The organism is Trueperella bernardiae (assembly GCF_030246965.1).
Classification (GTDB): domain Bacteria; phylum Actinomycetota; class Actinomycetes; order Actinomycetales; family Actinomycetaceae; genus Trueperella; species Trueperella bernardiae.
On sequence record NZ_CP127099.1, the window covers coordinates 1,673,128 to 1,688,459 of the forward strand.

The 15,332-nt window shown below is 62.1% G+C and carries 11 protein-coding genes and 3 tRNA genes; 9 read left to right on the forward strand and 5 right to left on the reverse strand.

Annotated elements, in window-relative coordinates; genetic code table 11:
• Positions 1–161 precede the first annotated feature (161 nt).
• The 4 genes from QPC17_RS07705 to QPC17_RS07720 all read left to right on the forward strand — a co-directional run bounded on the left by QPC17_RS07705 (position 162) and on the right by QPC17_RS07720 (position 4,603).
• A tRNA-Glu gene (locus tag QPC17_RS07705) sits at positions 162–234 on the forward strand.
• A 35-nt stretch (positions 235–269) separates the two neighbouring features.
• A tRNA-Asp gene (locus QPC17_RS07710) sits at positions 270–343 on the forward strand.
• Between the two features lie 35 nt (positions 344–378).
• Positions 379–454: transfer RNA gene (locus QPC17_RS07715), tRNA-Phe, on the forward strand.
• A 396-nt stretch (positions 455–850) separates the two neighbouring features.
• Positions 851–4,603, forward strand: coding sequence for an exo-alpha-sialidase (locus tag QPC17_RS07720; protein ID WP_285347193.1), 3,753 nt, complete (start codon positions 851–853; stop codon positions 4,601–4,603).
• Between the two features lie 142 nt (positions 4,604–4,745).
• Here QPC17_RS07720 and QPC17_RS07725 read toward each other — a convergent pair whose 3' ends face one another.
• Both QPC17_RS07725 and murJ read right to left on the reverse strand, forming a co-directional pair.
• Positions 4,746–6,083, reverse strand: coding sequence for a carboxylate--amine ligase (locus tag QPC17_RS07725; protein ID WP_083281095.1), 1,338 nt, complete (start codon positions 6,081–6,083; stop codon positions 4,746–4,748).
• Positions 6,084–6,095: 12 nt separating this feature from the next.
• Positions 6,096–7,646, reverse strand: a complete 1,551-nt coding sequence (murJ, locus tag QPC17_RS07730; RefSeq protein ID WP_285347194.1) for a murein biosynthesis integral membrane protein MurJ — start codon at positions 7,644–7,646, stop codon at positions 6,096–6,098.
• A 280-nt stretch (positions 7,647–7,926) separates the two neighbouring features.
• On the opposite strand from murJ, the gene QPC17_RS07735 reads away from it, so the two are divergent.
• Both QPC17_RS07735 and QPC17_RS07740 read left to right on the forward strand, forming a co-directional pair.
• Positions 7,927–9,189: a lipid II:glycine glycyltransferase FemX gene (locus QPC17_RS07735; protein ID WP_068538579.1), complete on the forward strand. Its 1,263-nt coding sequence runs from the start codon at positions 7,927–7,929 to the stop codon at positions 9,187–9,189.
• Positions 9,190–9,266: 77 nt separating this feature from the next.
• Positions 9,267–10,217, forward strand: a complete 951-nt coding sequence (locus QPC17_RS07740) for an L-lactate dehydrogenase (RefSeq protein ID WP_068538578.1) — start codon at positions 9,267–9,269, stop codon at positions 10,215–10,217.
• A gap of 45 nt (positions 10,218–10,262) precedes the next feature.
• Here the strand turns inward: QPC17_RS07740 and QPC17_RS07745 are convergent, their stop codons facing one another.
• Positions 10,263–11,894: a BCCT family transporter gene (locus QPC17_RS07745; RefSeq protein ID WP_285347195.1), complete on the reverse strand. Its 1,632-nt coding sequence runs from the start codon at positions 11,892–11,894 to the stop codon at positions 10,263–10,265.
• Positions 11,895–12,056: 162 nt separating this feature from the next.
• On the opposite strand from QPC17_RS07745, the gene QPC17_RS07750 reads away from it, so the two are divergent.
• Together QPC17_RS07750 and QPC17_RS07755 are read left to right on the forward strand one after the other, a co-directional pair.
• Positions 12,057–12,503 carry a phage holin family protein gene (locus QPC17_RS07750; protein ID WP_062614039.1) on the forward strand — a complete coding sequence of 149 codons (447 nt, stop codon included), beginning with the start codon at positions 12,057–12,059 and terminating at the stop codon, positions 12,501–12,503.
• Positions 12,500–12,826: a DUF3618 domain-containing protein gene (locus QPC17_RS07755; protein ID WP_062614040.1), complete on the forward strand. Its 327-nt coding sequence runs from the start codon at positions 12,500–12,502 to the stop codon at positions 12,824–12,826. The genes QPC17_RS07750 and QPC17_RS07755 overlap by 4 nt, the downstream gene beginning before the upstream one ends.
• A gap of 63 nt (positions 12,827–12,889) precedes the next feature.
• On the opposite strand, the gene QPC17_RS07760 is transcribed toward QPC17_RS07755, so the two are convergent.
• Entirely contained in the window at positions 12,890–13,078 is a 189-nt protein-coding gene (locus tag QPC17_RS07760; RefSeq protein WP_062614041.1) for a BldC family transcriptional regulator, read from the reverse strand.
• 409 nt (positions 13,079–13,487) lie between these two features.
• On the opposite strand from QPC17_RS07760, the gene QPC17_RS07765 reads away from it, so the two are divergent.
• A complete protein-coding gene (locus QPC17_RS07765; RefSeq protein WP_062614042.1) occupies positions 13,488–13,685 on the forward strand; it encodes a DUF3073 domain-containing protein in 198 nt (65 codons plus the stop codon).
• A gap of 99 nt (positions 13,686–13,784) precedes the next feature.
• On the opposite strand, the gene QPC17_RS07770 is transcribed toward QPC17_RS07765, so the two are convergent.
• The gene (locus QPC17_RS07770) at positions 13,785–15,326 is read right to left on the reverse strand and encodes an RNB domain-containing ribonuclease (RefSeq protein WP_101923536.1); all 1,542 of its coding nucleotides are present in this window, start codon (positions 15,324–15,326) and stop codon (positions 13,785–13,787) included.
• Positions 15,327–15,332 lie beyond the last annotated feature (6 nt).

A 15,332-nucleotide genomic window follows, 5' to 3' on the forward strand; every position in this document is an offset into this window, starting at 1 on the left:
CCCCTCGCGTCCGCCTCACCTCCACGAGGGCCCGGCTGACAGCGCAAAAACCTCGCCGCGGCACACACCTATGGTAGAGTGGCGCATAACACGTCCGACCAATTTGGCAAGATCGCGAAATCCGCATAAGCTTGTCGACGTTCCCCGGTAAGACGGAACGAGCCCCTATCGTCTAGTGGCCTAGGACGCTGGCCTTTCACGCCGGTAGCACGGGTTCGAATCCCGTTGGGGGTACGGCTTCACCAGAAGCAGGAAGAAATTCCACATCTGGCCCTGTAGCGCAGTTGGTTAGCGCGCCGCCCTGTCACGGCGGAGGTCGCGGGTTCAAGTCCCGTCAGGGTCGCAAGGAAACGCCCGGCAATCCGGGCTTTTTCTTAAGGCTCTGTAGCTCAGTTGGTAGAGCGTTCGACTGAAAATCGAAAGGTCACCGGATCGACGCCGGTCGGAGCCACCACCAAGACCCCCGCGGGGGTCTTTTTCTTTGCCTGGCCTGGCACAGGCCCAGTCCGCGCAGACCCGGCCCGGCATAGACCCAACCCGGCATAGACCCAACCCTGCACCACAAAACCGAACCCCGGAGGTCTGACCGGAGATCCGGCCAAAACAACTCGTGAAAATACCGGCTACCGATTCGCATACCGTCCTGCCCCACCCCAGATTCACGACTTCCGCCGGCGCCCCCGGCAGCCCGGCCTCAAAGCCGGCCTTTTTGACCACTCCATCGCGTCAAATCCATTGCGCCCGGCGCCGACCTCACCTAAGGTTGACGGTACGGTTGTCAGACAACTGACCTCCGTCGTGCCCGCACCGATGCGGCCACACCATCGCAATGACGCGAAAGGACAATCGAATGAAGAAAGCCGGAGCCTGGCGGAGGAAATGGACACTCGCCGCCACAGCCATCGGGGCGCTCGCTCTGACGCCCCTCGCCCCACTAACACCGGTGGCGGTCGCCGACTCGGGCGCCCCCGCCGATACTCACATCTCCTATTATTCCTTCGATGAATCCGCCACGAAGGATCAGTGGGGTAGCCGCGATGGCACCCCCACGGGCGACCTGCCGCTCGTCGAGGGCAAGGTCGGCAAGGCGGTAGAAATCAAGGACGGCGCCAAGATCACCTACCCGGAGCTCAACCTCCCCCACGACTGGTCAATCGGCTTTTGGGTGAAGGCGCCCACGGCCACAGGTCGTGCGTCGATCATCCAGTCCGCTGACGGCGTCCGCGCGGTTTCCCAGCGCCTCGCCGAGAATCGGGAGGACAAGATCGGCTTCCACGTGCTGCCGGGGGCGGGCGGGGTGCTGACCTACAATTACACCCTCGCCAACAACACGTGGACGCACATCACCGCCACGAATTCCTCCACGAAGGGCATCGCCTTCTACGTCAACGGCAGCCTTCTTGAGCTGAAGTCCTGGGGAATCACCAACCCGGTGGCGGCCCCGCTCGATATCCTGGGCGGCGAGGGCTTCACCGGCGTCGTGGATGAGCTGAAGATTTATAACCGCGCACTCACGGCGGACGAGGTCCGCGCCGAGATCGACGGCCTCGAGCCCGAGCCCGAGCCGCAGGTCCCCACGCTGAAGGCCACGTTCGCGGTGACGAACCCGAACCCGGATGGCGCCCCGTTCCAGGTGGGCGACGTGATCCGCTACACCATCAACGTCACGAATGACACGGGCAAGACCCGCTCCTTCGAGGCCACCGACTCCAACCTTGATAACTGGTCGGGCTGTAAGTGGAACACCTTCGAGGCGGGCGCCACTAAGGCCTGTCCGTTCCCCACGTACACGGTGACGGCCGAGGACGTCGAGCGCGGCTCGTTTACCCCGTCGATCACGTTCCAGTACTACGAGAACACGGGCTACTCGGGTGCCACGACGCCGTTCGCCCCGTTTACGGGTGAGCCCACGGAGGTCGTGGCGAAGCTTGCGGAGGTGACCTCCTTCGAGTTCACGGCCGGCACGGGCAAGGGCAACTACCAGGTGGGCGACGAGCTGACCGCCACGCTGACCGTGGAAAATCCCACCGACGCCGACATCTCGATTTCGGCTGGCGACTGCCAGGCCACCATCGCCCCCGGCCAGAGCCACAGCTGCGAGTTGCCGTACGCCGTCACCGACGATGACCTGGAGCGTGGGGAGGCGCAGGCCGACGTCGTCGTGAACGCGACCCAAGGTGACCGGACGAGCGTCGAGACCGCGCGCGCGACGACGCCGACCCCCACCATCCGCCCGGCCGCGACGGCGTTCACCCCGCCAAACGCGGATCCGCGACTGGAGGCGAATCTGACCGACCTGCAGATCCTGGAGTCGAACACGTCGGCTTACAACATCCGCATCCCCGCGATCGCAGTGGCCTCCAACGGCGACATTCTCGCTTCCTACGACCTGCGCCCCACCAACGGCGCGTGGAACGGCGGCGATTCGCCGAATGAGAACTCGATCGTGCAGCGCCGCTCCACCGACGGCGGCAAGACCTGGGGCCCGATGACGGTCATCGCCGAGGGCAAGGTTGCGCCGGCGGGTGAGCGTTATGGCTGGTCGGACCCGTCGTACGTGGTTGACTACACGACGGGCGAGATCTTCAACTTCCACGTCGGCTCGCTGGACGCGGGTCTGCCGAACGGCCCGGGCTACCGCGTGGACGAGAACGGCAATGTGGATGAAACCTACCGCAAGACGATGAACTTCGCGCTCACGTCTTCCACCGATAACGGCTACACGTGGTCCTCGCGCATCATCACGAACGAGGTGCTCGGGGCGCGCGCGGCGCAGCTGGACGGCTGTTTCGCGACGTCGGGCGCGGGCATCCAGAAGATGCACGAACCGTACAAGGGCCGCCTGCTGCAGCAGGCCGCGTGCCGTGTCAAGGGATCAACGTTCCAGGCGATCACGATCTACTCGGACGACCACGGCAAGACCTGGCACGGTGGCGAGTTCGCCTCGGCCACGGAGGGCGCGCCGACGAACGGCCGCTGGCAGTACGACGAGAACAAGATTGTCGAGCTGTCCGACGGCCGGCTCATGCTGAACTCGCGCGTGTCGGGTGGGACAGCGTCGGGCTACCGTATCGTCGCAACCTCCGACGACGGCGGCGTGACCTGGCAGGACATCCACGTGGACAAGAACCTCGTGGACGCCACGAACAACGCCCAGATCATCCGCGCGTTCCCGACGGCCGAGAAGGGCACGCTGCGCTCGAAGGTGCTGTTGTTCTCGAACACGGAGTCTGGGCGCACGAACGGCACGGTCAAGATGAGCTATGACGACGGCACCACCTGGCCGATTTCCCGCCAGGTGCGCCAGGGCGGAACAGGCTACACCACGATGGCGGTGCAGCCCGACGGCGCGATCGGCCTGCTCATGGAGCCGGATGTGTTCAACAAGATCGGCTACGTGAACTTCACCCTGAAGTACCTGACGAAGAAGCTACCGTTCGAGCTGGAGCTGAACCAGGTGCGCAACGTGAAGGCGACAGATGGCACGCAGATCGCGCCGATCCAGCTGAAGACCACCGGTAATGACCCGGCGCTGGCCGACACGTTCACGGCCGAAGGTCTGCCCGCGGGCCTGGAGATCGATGCCGCGACCGGCGTCATTTCGGGCACGCCGGCGGTGGATAATGCCGCGCAAGAGGCCTTCGAGGTGACGGTGACTGTCACGGAGGCCGACGACGGCACGGGCATCCCGCGCACGTCCTCCAAGACCTTCACGATCACGGTGTCGCCGAAGGTTGTTGAGCCGGAGCCGGGGCCTGACCCCGAGCCGGGGCCTGACCCCGAGCCGGGCCCTGGGCCGGTTCAGTGTGATGTGATGGATCGTCCGGCCGCCCCGTCGCGTGCGACGGGCGTGTTGGGTGATGCGACTGGCGATAAGCTGGCTGACCTGTGGTCGGTTGACGAGTCCGGCGCGATTCACTTCTACGCTAATAATGGTAAGGGTGGCTTCTACCATAAGGGTATTGTGGGGTGTGCTGAGCAGCCGATCACGGCGCTGACGGTTATCCGGGATCTCGACGGCGACGCCCGCGCTGACCTCCTTGTCCGCTATGACAACGGGGACCTGTACTACTTCCACTCCGAGGGCGATGGGTTCCTGAGCAAGGGTATGCAGGCTGGCCATGGCTGGGATGGCATGGATAATGTCGTCTTCGCAGGCAAGCTGGGCTCCTCGAGTGCGGATTATGTGGTGGCGCGTCATGTGGCAACCGGTGATCTGTACCGGTACCAGGTGGGAGTGAACGGCCTGTTTGGTGGGACCAAGATTGGTCACGGCTGGTCGAATATGACCTCGATTCTGGCTCCGGGCCAGTTCGTGGGTAGCTCCTACAGCGATCTGGTGGCGATTGCGGCTGATGGTTCGATGTATGCCTACGCTGGGGCTGCCGACGGTGGTGTGTATGGTGCGGGCAAGATCGGTCACGGCTGGGATTCCTTCGTCCAGGCCACCATCCCCGGTGATGTGGATGGGGACGGCAGGCTTGACCTGGTCGGTATCCGCGAGGATGGTGCCATGTTCGCCTACAAGAACCAGGCCAATGGCTGGTGGGGCGCTGCCCGCCAGGTCGGACATGGCTGGCAGGCGATGATCGCCATTAGCTAGACACGGTGGGTGGTAGCCTAGGCTGCCACCCACCGGCACGCCGGCCTATCAGTGCGGGCCCCGGAATCTCCGGGGCCCGCACTGATAGTTTGAGAACCCTGCCAATCGCCACTAGGAGCCAGACACCGCTCTTATGATGTTTTTATAGTCGGTATGGGTCAGGTTGTCGATAATAAGCACGCATCCGCCGGTAGTGATTGATCGAATTGCCAAGCACATAAACATAACGCCCCAGACTACGATCAGCGCGATATAGCAACGGGTTGACCGCACGACGTTGCCTTTTGACCTGCCGGACACGCTTGAGCAGCTGTGGATCGGTTACATAACAAGAATTGGCAAGATATGAAGGCACCAAGCAAAACAGTCCCAGCTCGCTATTGGTTTGATAGGCCTTTGATCGCGCCGGCACTGAATAGGCCGCACCTTCTCCAGATCGCGCTCCATTTCCAGATCGGCCCTCTCGGGGCTCTTCCTCCGCTGTCAAATCATTGCTTAGATCGGCCAATAGCGCTGCGGCGAGGTCCACACCGGCAAGCTTCATATAGTAATGGCCGCGCCCGATCCGGGGATTGAGATCAAGCCAATACGTCTTGCCGTTACGCGGGTCAATCTTGACATCCATGGAGAAGTATCCGCGAATTCCCACCGCTGTCACGATTCGCGTGGCTTGCTCGATCAGCTTAGGATGATGCTCTGTCAAAACGATTCCCGCATTGCCGATATATTCTGGCTGGTGTAGCCCTAGGATTAGGCGCCCGCTGCCGCATGCGGTGACCTGCCCTTGGCGATTGACATAGCCGTTGACCAGCCATTGCGTCGTGTCATCGCCGGGGATAAACTCCTGGATAATCACCCGCACTTCCACCCCATTGGTGCGAAGTATTTCGCAAGCCTTTAGCGCTTCACTCCGAGTTTTCCATAGTTCGACCTTGCGTAACCCCCGACCCCAGTTCTGCGCCAAATCGGCTCCACTTTCGGGTTTGACAACAGCGGGAAAACACACCTCGTCCAGCTCTGGCCACTGCTGAGCGCTGAGGTCGACCACAACTCGTTTTGGGGCATTGAGTCCCATATCGGTCAATAGTTCAGCCATTGCCCCCTTAGAATTTGCTCGTTGCACTGCGCCCAGCGGCGAGTAGGGCAAGAACCAATTGGCCCCAAAATGTTCGCGATTGCGAGCCACGAATTCGACATGCTCATCAGCGTTAACGAGCAAAATAAGCGTGCACCCAACAAACTCGCATTCGAGATCCGCTAAGGCCGCCAGGAAACGCTCGTCATCGTCAAAGGTGCCGCGCTCAAAGAGGCGAACATCAAGGATGCGCGAGTCATTAATCGGGCCACGTGGAGCGGTGGTGAGTACAACCGACTTATACCCGCCTGCTTCATGAAAGATGCGCGCAAAACTGTAGGCTCCTACATCGTAGCCAACAATTACGGGCACAATTGCTCTGCCAGCCCTACTTTTCTTGTTCATCTGCGCCTTCCCTCACCGTGCCAACTTCGCACGCACAGAGCCAATGAGTCGTGAAAAAGCCTCAATTTCAGGCATCTTCGCCAGCATCATTCCGCCAACGTAGCATCCCACCATCACCGGGCCGACCACAACAATTCTCAATACTGCCCCAGCAACTGTAATCGGCGCGTAGAGGGGACCAAAAAGTAGCAAAAGGGCAAAGCCCACACCGATCGTCACGAGGGTAATCACTGCGAGTTTCGCGATAGCGCCAACCACGCGATCTTTCTCAAGTCCCCCGTAACGGCGCGCCAGGCAAGTAAACATGACAACGGCAGCGGCGGTATTGGTCAAGCTCATAACCAAACCGATTCCGATCACTGTCCACTGCGGGGGAAGCCAGCCACACAGCAGATAGCCGATCATGCCACATACTTGGAATGGCAGATTTATCCAAAAGGCGCCGCGCGTATCACCAAAGGCGTAGTAGACACGATCCAATGTAGTAACGATGCCGATCGATACCAAACCTATGCACATGGCTGTCAGGACGCGCGCCAACGTCACGCTTTCCTCAGCACTGACGGTAAAGGAGAAAATGCGCATCACTGGCACAGATAACACGATAAGCCCAGCTGCGCTAAGGAAAGTCAGCGTAGAGATTGCCCGGATAGCCAGCGATGCATAGGCGGAAATGGAGTGCAAGTCGGCATCTGCAGCGGCTTTGGCTAGCCGGGTGAATATCGCTGTTGCGATGGAGACAGTGATGAGCGAAGTAGGGATGGAATAGACCGAATAGGCTGCCGTGTAGATAGCATTTCCGGCTACGGACTGAAGAGCGATACCTGCGTCTTCAGCGCGCTGAGTGGCACCGGCAGCCACATTGGACAGCACCAGGGTTGGCACGATGCCGGTCACCATCATCAGTAGCATCCACCACGACGCCCGCCCGGCTTCACCCAAGCCGGAATTGCGCCATGCGAAGTCAGGACGAAAACGAATTCCGAGCGCGCGTAGCGGCACCACTAATATCAGCGCTTGAAGCGCGATTCCTAGGGTGGAAAAGCCGCCGATCATGGCAACGCGGCCCGCAGACCACCGGCTAATATCGGTCACATCAGCTGGCACCGCCGCACCGAAAGTAGCTAACACCACCAGGAATCCACCGATTGCCACCACATTGTTTAGCGCCGGCGCCCACATATATGGGCCGAAGTTCTCCCGCGCGTTGAGAATCTGCCCCAACACTGTGTACATGCCATAGAAGAAAATCTGCGGTAAGCACCAGTAGGCGAAGGCAACCGTTAGCCGGTACCAGTCGTCCTGCATTGTCGCCGCAAAGCCCTTGACGATCAGCGGTGCACTTAGAGTGATAAGCGCGGTCGCTATCCCCAAAGTGACGATTGCCACCGTCAGGAGTTTATTGATGAACGCTATCCCGCCATCGGTTGACCGCTTTGTTGCCCGCACGATAGCTGGCACTAGAACCGCGTTGACCAGTCCGCCTACGACGACCATGTAAATGAGATTGGGCAGCTTGTTGGCGATATCAAAACCGTTGGCCGCCGGCGCGGAGATGCCCACTACAGCTCCGAGCAGGATGGGCGAACGCACCAGGCCGAGCACCCGCGAGACGAGGGTGCCGGCAAACATAATCGCCGAGCTACGCGCCAGGTTGGGGCTAGCGGCACCCTGGGTAGACTCAACACGCCCGGATTGCTCGGTTCGTTCTTCCGACGCCGCAGGCAGCCCTCCCTCAGTGCTTGGGCGAAATGGAAGTCGGCGATGGCGGGGCCTGTCGCTATATCTCAATGGCATGTGACGATTGTAGCGAAGGCATACGAGGTCAACTAGACTCGGCCTCATGACACTAGTACTTGAGGAAGTCTCACTTTCCACCTACGAGCGTTTCATAGCCGATCATCATCCCCGAGTGTTTCTTCCCCAAACACCGGAGTACGTGCGTTCCCGGCAAGCAAAAGATAGCCGTATCGAGACGGTGGCTTTGCGTACTGCGACCGGGCAAATCCGTGGTGTTGCGGCTATCTATTTTCAACCGTGGCGGCGAGTGTTCTACCGCGCCCATGTGACCTATGGCCCGCTCCTGGACACGAATGACGACCCGCAGCTATTAGGTCAATTCGCCGCGCAGCTCGAAGCCTATGTCAAGCGGGATAAGCGCGTGCTCTCGTTGCGAATTAACCCACTCATTGCCCGCGCTTTCTATCGCGATATTGAGCTAGTGGAAGAAAACCCGCATGCCAAGGCCGCCGATGAAGTGTTAAAGAGCGCCGGTTTTACGCGGATTACTGAGGAGTTTTACCAACGTTCTGATGTGCAGATTCGTTTTATCTACACCAAGGACATCGCACACTTAGACTTTGAAGAGGCTTTAGCGAGCCTGGCTAAGGGGTTGCGCCGGCGCTTTCGGGCTCCTGCCCGCTATGGGATCGAGGTTCGTTTCGTTGGCCCAGAACAATTCGGGGACTTTCTCTCCCTCTATGAACTTACCGCTGAACGCAATGATATGAGCGCATTGTCTGGATCGTCTATCACCCTCTATAAGGATTTGATGGAAGAGTTCGATTCAGATCATTCGGTGTTGTGTATTGCCTACTATTCCCCACAGCGTCACCGCGACCATATTGACCAAGAGCTTGCCGAGATTCAGGCCCGTCAACGCGAGGTCAGCGCCCGGAAAGAAACCAAAGCACAGCTACGCGAACTGGCTGACCTGGCCACACGTACAGCAGGATTGGAAACCCAGCGTGAACTTGCCGCCCAGTTCGAGCAACTCGCTGGTCACAGCGGCGATGTGCCGGTTAATTCCGCACTCGGCTACGCTATTGGCGATGAATTGCTCTTGTTGTTGGGCGCAATGAACAAGGAATACCACCCTGTCTTGCGCGACTATCCGGTCGAAGCAGCGTTGTTTAAGTGGGCAGTCGAGCACAATATCGCTACCTACAATACTTTTGGAATATCGGGCGTCTTTGATGAAAGCGCCCCCGATGCCAACATTCTCCGTTTCAAGCAGTGGCTGAACGGCAACGTCGAGGAATTCATCGGCTCCTACGAAAAGGTATTGCACCGCAATATGGGCAAATTGGCTGGAGTGGAAGTGTAAAGCAAATCGATTGGTGAGATTAGCCTAATAATCTCAATTCTCTTCCCTCTGACGGGCACACTTGACACACTGGGGGTATGAGCATTTCTACCTCGAAATTGTCTGTCATTGGCGCTGGTTCGGTTGGAACCGCCCTCGCGTATGCTGCGATGATCCGTGGTTCGGCCAAGATCGTCGCCCTCCAGGATCTTAATGAAGCCAAGGTGGAAGCCGAGGTCCTCGACCTCGCCCACGGTACCCAGTTCATGCAGTCCTCTTCGATTATCGGCGGCGCGTCGCAGGACGTGACGGCGGATTCCGACGTCGTGGTCATCACCGCGGGCGCGAAGCAGAACCCGGGGCAGACGCGCCTGGACCTGGCCGCGAAGAACGTCTCCATCCTGGAGTCGATGTTGCCGGGCCTGGTGGAGCGCTCCCCGAACGCGGTGTTCATCCTGGTGACGAACCCGGTGGACGTGCTGACCTACGTGGCCACGAAGATCACGGGCCTGCCGTCGGGTCGCGTGTTCGGCTCGGGCACGGTGCTTGATTCCTCGCGTCTGCGCTGGCTGCTCGGTCAGCGGCTTGGCGTGTCGGCACGCTCGGTGCACTCGATGATTATTGGCGAGCACGGAGATTCGGAGTTCGCGATGTGGTCCACGGCCACGGTCGGCCAGATCCCACTGCACGACATCATGACCCCCGAAGGCGCACCCTTCACCCCGGCCCAGCTGGACGAGATCGAGCACGAGGTCCGCAGCGCGGCCTACAAGATCATCGAGGGTAAGGGTGCCACGAACTACGCCATCGGCGTCTCCGGTGCGCGCATCGTGGAGGCCGTGCTCGGCAACCAGAAGGCCGTGCTCCCGGTGAGCTCGCCCCTGCACGGAATTGACGGCGCGTCCGACGTGGCACTGTCGGTACCGTCGATCGTGGGCAGTGCGGGCGTGGAGCGGGCGCTCCCGCTGTCGCTCAACGACGCCGAGGCGGCCCGCCTGACGTCCTCGATCGAGGCCCTGCGGCAGACCATCAAGGTGGTCGGCTACTAGAACGCCAACCTGTTAGCGGGCTCGCCGGGCGGCGAGCCCGTTTTCTTATTCCTCGGCACGCCTCTCCGCGGCCCCATCTTGCCCAGGGCCAGGATAGCTTTCCGGTGACGGCTGGCCGGCACAGTCGACGTCGTCGTGAATCGTCCGATAAAAGCCCATCATCGCCACCACCATGACAATCGCGAACGGCAAACCCATGATGACCGTGGCCGACTGCAAGGCCGGGATGCCGCCAACCACCAGCATGCCGATCGTGAGCACGCCGGTAGTGGCCGCCCAAAAGATCCGTAGCCACGGGCGGGCGTCCGTGCGCGGGGTGGGGAGGTCGCTGGAAAGGTTCGCCATGACCAGCGAGCCCGAGTCCGCCGACGTCACGTAGAACAAGAACGCCACCACCGTGGCGATCATCATGACCACCCGGGCCGCCGGCATGCCCTCCAAGAGCGAGTAGAAGCCGAACTCGGGGACCTCGAGGGTGGCGTGGGCGAAGGCGAGGTCGTCGTCGTGAATGACGCGGTCAAGCGCGGCGTTGCCGAAAATCGAGATCCACACGGCCACGTACAGGAACGGGACGGTCAGGCAACCGATGATGAACTGGCGCAGCGTCCGCCCGCGCGAGATGCGCGCTAGGAACATGCCCACAAACGACGCCCACGCCACCCACCAGGCCCAGAAGAACAGCGTCCACGCCGCCTTCCATGCGTCGGCGTCCGAGAACGCCATCGTGTCCAGGGTCATGCCCGGGAACATCGCCAACACGTCGCCTACGTTCATCACGATCGCGTTGAGGAGGAAGGACGTGCGCCCGCCGACCAGCACCCAGACCACGGTAAGGATCGCGAGGAACACGTTGAGCTGGGACAAGATCTTGATCCCGCGCGCTACGCCCGACACCGCCGAGATCCCCGCCATCACCACCGCCACCACGATGAGGGCCACCTGCGCCGGCAACCCCTTGCCAACGCCGAAAATGATCTCCAGCCCCACGTTGATTTGCACGACGCCGATGCCGAGCGTCGTCGCCACACCGAACACCGTGCCGAGGATCGCGGCGATGTCGACGACGTCACCCAACACCCCGTACACGCGCGGGCCGAACACCGGCTCAAGGGCCGAGCGGACAGCCAGGCGGCGGCCGTGGCGATAGGAGAAGTAGCCCAAGATCATGCCCATCAGTGCATACATCCCCCAGCCGGTCAGGCCGTAGTGGAAAATCGTCCACACGGGCGCCTGCTCGGCCGCCTCCAGCGACTGGGCGGCCACGCGCGGCGGGGCCATGTACTGGGCAATCGGCTCGGCCACCGAGAAAAAGATGATGTCCGTGCCGATGCCCGCCGCGAACAGCATCGAGCCCCAGGCGAACGTGGAAAACTCCGGGCGGGAGTCGGACGGGCCGAGGCGGAGGTGGCCGTAACGAGAGAACGCCACCACCAGCACGAAAATGACCACCACCGTTGCCATGAGAATGTAGAACCAGCCAAACCACTGGCCGATCCACCCCGTGGCAGCCCCGAGCGCATCCGCCGCCGAACCGGTGTCCACAAACGCCCACGCCGCAATCGCCAAGATGATCGCCGCTGACCCGACGAAGACCGTGCGCTTTACACGCTGGGCCGGTGCGGGGTGTGCGGGTGCGGAGTGTGCCGGCTTGTCGCGGGTGGCACGCTGAGGCATCATTCGTTCCTTCGATCAAGGCGGCCGCGCGCGGGCATTGCGCGGGGCCGCAGACTCACTGCGTCGATTATGCCAAAGCCGGCCGCGGTGCGTTGCAGATCCATATTACCGGTCGAGAAACACAGGTGTTCCGTGCGAAAATAGATCGAAAGCAAAGGAGTTCTCGTGACTGAACAAGTACCACTGACGCCGCAAGGCCCCGAAACGCTTGCGGGCAAGGGCCCCAAGGCCGCGAGCGGCCAATCGGTTGGCGAACTCGTCGCAAAGATCACCGCCCAGTTCTCGGCGTTGGTACGCGACGAGATCCGCTACACCAAGTTGCAAGCCACCTCCAAGGTAAAGAAGCTCGGCATCGGGGGCGTGCTACTCGCCGTCGCCGGTGTGCTCGCCCTCTACATGCTCGGCACCCTGCTGCTGGCCGCAGGCTACGGACTGTCCACCGTTATGCCGCTGTGGGCGGCGTTCCTGGTGGTCTCCGGCGGGTTGCTCCTCATCATCCTCATCCTCGCGCTCATAGCCGTCTCGCGCTTCAAGGCGGCGAACAAGCACACCGTGGACCCGAAGGGCGGCCTGGAGAAGGACATCGAAGCGGTGAAGAAGGGAATCCAATGACGAACGTGAGCCAGAAGAAGGCAGTTGACTACGAAGCCCCCAAGGGCATCGAGGACACCCGCACCGCTGACGAGGTGGACGCGGACATGCAGCGCGTCCGCGAGGAGCTGACCGCCACCGTCAACGAACTGGCCGGCAAGCTCCACCCGGACAACCTCAAGGAAGAAGCCCGCGCCTACGCCGAAGAGCGCCTCAGCCAGGGCAAGGAGCAGGCCATGGGGTTGGTGGATGACGCGAAGGCTGGCGACAAGAAGGCGCTGGCCATCATCGGCACCACGCTCGCCGTGGTCGCACTGTTCGTCATCCGCAAGATCATCAAGTAATCAGCATGCAAGCGTAGATATGAGTGTGGGGCGGCTTTCGGGCCGCCCCACACTTTTGGTTGTCTAGTTGTCTTCGGTCGCGGGTCTGCTTGCCCTCTCCATGACTTCCTTGCGCGGGAAGCGCCGGTGGCCCCCGAGCGTGCGGATCGACGGCAACTTGCCGCTGTCTGCCCAGCGCGCCACCGTCTTCGGGTCCACCCGGAACAGGGCCGCAACCTCCGCCGGGGTCATCAAGTCAGTGTCATAATCCATTGTTTTCCTCGCAAATTGTGGGTTCCACCCACGTTGTGGTGAGCGATGTTCAGGTCCGCTCCCTCTCCTCTCCACCGCAGTCGAAGGAGCCCAGACAGATCGCAAAAACCTCTGCCCATCCTATTGCCGTAAACGCTCATCTCACAAGCGAAAACACATTTACTCACAGCTTAAACCGCAGGTCAGGGCGTTATTGCGCCATTTATTGCACCTTTGGTGGCGCAGTTCGCAACGAGCCGAGCCGGCCGGGCGCCGTACCATCGAGGGCGTATACCTCCGCACACACGTCACTTCACGTAGAGATTCCTACCCACTTCGGGGTAAAGTATGTGCCACGAACCATTATTGAGATAAATCGGAGCCGCACGCGGTGCCTGCTCCAAGACGAGTTGAGGGGGGTCGAGCCAATATGGGGCGCGGCCGTCAAAGAGCCAAACAGCGCAAAGTCGCACGGAACCTGAAGTACTTCAGCCCGGAGACCGACTACGAGGCCCTTGAGAGGGAACTCGCGGGTCGCTCCGAGATGAAGGACGAACCGGACGACTACGATTCCTGGGACGAATACGATCCCGACTCCTACGAGATTCCTCCGGCAACCGACGATTGAGGCACTAGCCTCGCATCACCTTTCAGAGCCAGCTTCACGGCTGGCTCTTTGGTGTGCCCGCGGGCGGCGGGCGCCACAGGCTTATCGGCTGCGGGGCGGCTAGACGAGTTCGAAGCTGGGCTTGAGGTCCTCCGACAGGCCCGTGAGCCGCACGCGCACCCGCTCCCCCACGGGCATGTGATCGCCGGTGGCCACGGCCTCCATGGCGGGCTCCGCGATGGAGATCAACCCGCGCTTGCGATCCCCGTCGCTGGACTTCTCTTCAACGACGACGGCCGCGAACTCCTCCCCCACGCGCCCGCGCAGGGTCAGCCCCTCGAGGGCGTCGAGCGCACGACCCTGGAGCGCGTTCGCCCGGCGCGTGCCGGCGCCCATGAGGGAGGGTAGCTCGGGCAGCGCCTCGGTTACCCAGGTGGGGACCACGTCACCAGCGAGCAGGCAACGGCAAAGCTCCAGCCCAAAGCGGTCGACCAGCCGGCGCAGCGGCGCGGTCACATGGGCGTAGGGTGCAGCGATGGCGTGATGGCGGAGGACGGCGTCGTCGGCGCGCTCGGGCTGGTTGGCACGGGCGGCCTCGCTGTCACCCATTGCGCCGTCGGAACCCTTGGGCCCAGCGGCAGTCTCAGCCTCGGCGGAACCCTCGGCCCTACCGGCGGCGATGGGGAGGGCGAGGTAGCCGGCGCCCCGAAAGAGGTGCACGGCCTCGTAGAGGAAGGCAAGGGAGGCGGGGCGGGCTGGGTCGAGCCCGCGGACAAACGCGGCGTAGTCCTGGGTGTTGGGCCAGTCGTGGCCGAGGCTGCGGGCCACCTGGCGCAGGCGCTCCATGTCGGAGCTGCGGGCAGCGGGAAGCGTGCGCAGCACCCCGAGATTCGCCGCGATCATGATCCTGGCGGCCTCCATGCCGGTCATGAGCGAGATCTGGGAGTTCCACTCCTCCACGCCCGTAACCTCGCGCAACTTGAGCAGGTAGCCGTCCTCGCCGTGCTCCACCCACTGCTCGGGCAGGTTGAGCGACACGCCGCCCCGCTCCGCTTCCAGGCGTTGACGCTGGCGGCCCACCCGCGCCAGGTCCTCCGGCAGGGTGGGCGGGACGTTAACGGGGAGCTGGCCGTCGCCGTCGTAGGCGGCCTGGACCTGCTGATAGGTGAGCTGGGCGCGGGAGCGCACCCGCGCCAACTCCAGGCCGGTACGGACCACTTGGCCAGCGTCGAGCTCGAAACGCCACACGTACGCCGGGCGGACCTGGCCCGGCAGCAGGGAGGCGGCGTCGGTGGAGAGCACCTCAGGGTGGAGGGGGATCGAGCGGTCGGGTAGGTAGATGGTGGTGGCGCGCTCGCGGGTCTCGGCGTCGAGGGCGCCACCCGGCCGGACGAAGAGGCTGACGGCGGCGATCGCGTAGTAGAGGACGTCGCCGTCGATGAACATGGCCTGGTCGAGGTCTCGAGAGCCCTCGGGGTCGATCGTGACAAAGGGAAGATCCGTGCGGTCGGGCAGCTCCGGGAACTCCCGCCTGGCCGACTCCGCCTCCGCGAGCGCCTCCGGCGAGAACGCGGCCGGCGCACCCGCCTCCGCCAGCTTCGTGATCGTCGACGAAATCTGCTGCGCCGGGACCACATTCGGGTTGATGAAGCGTTGCCGCACGGGCTA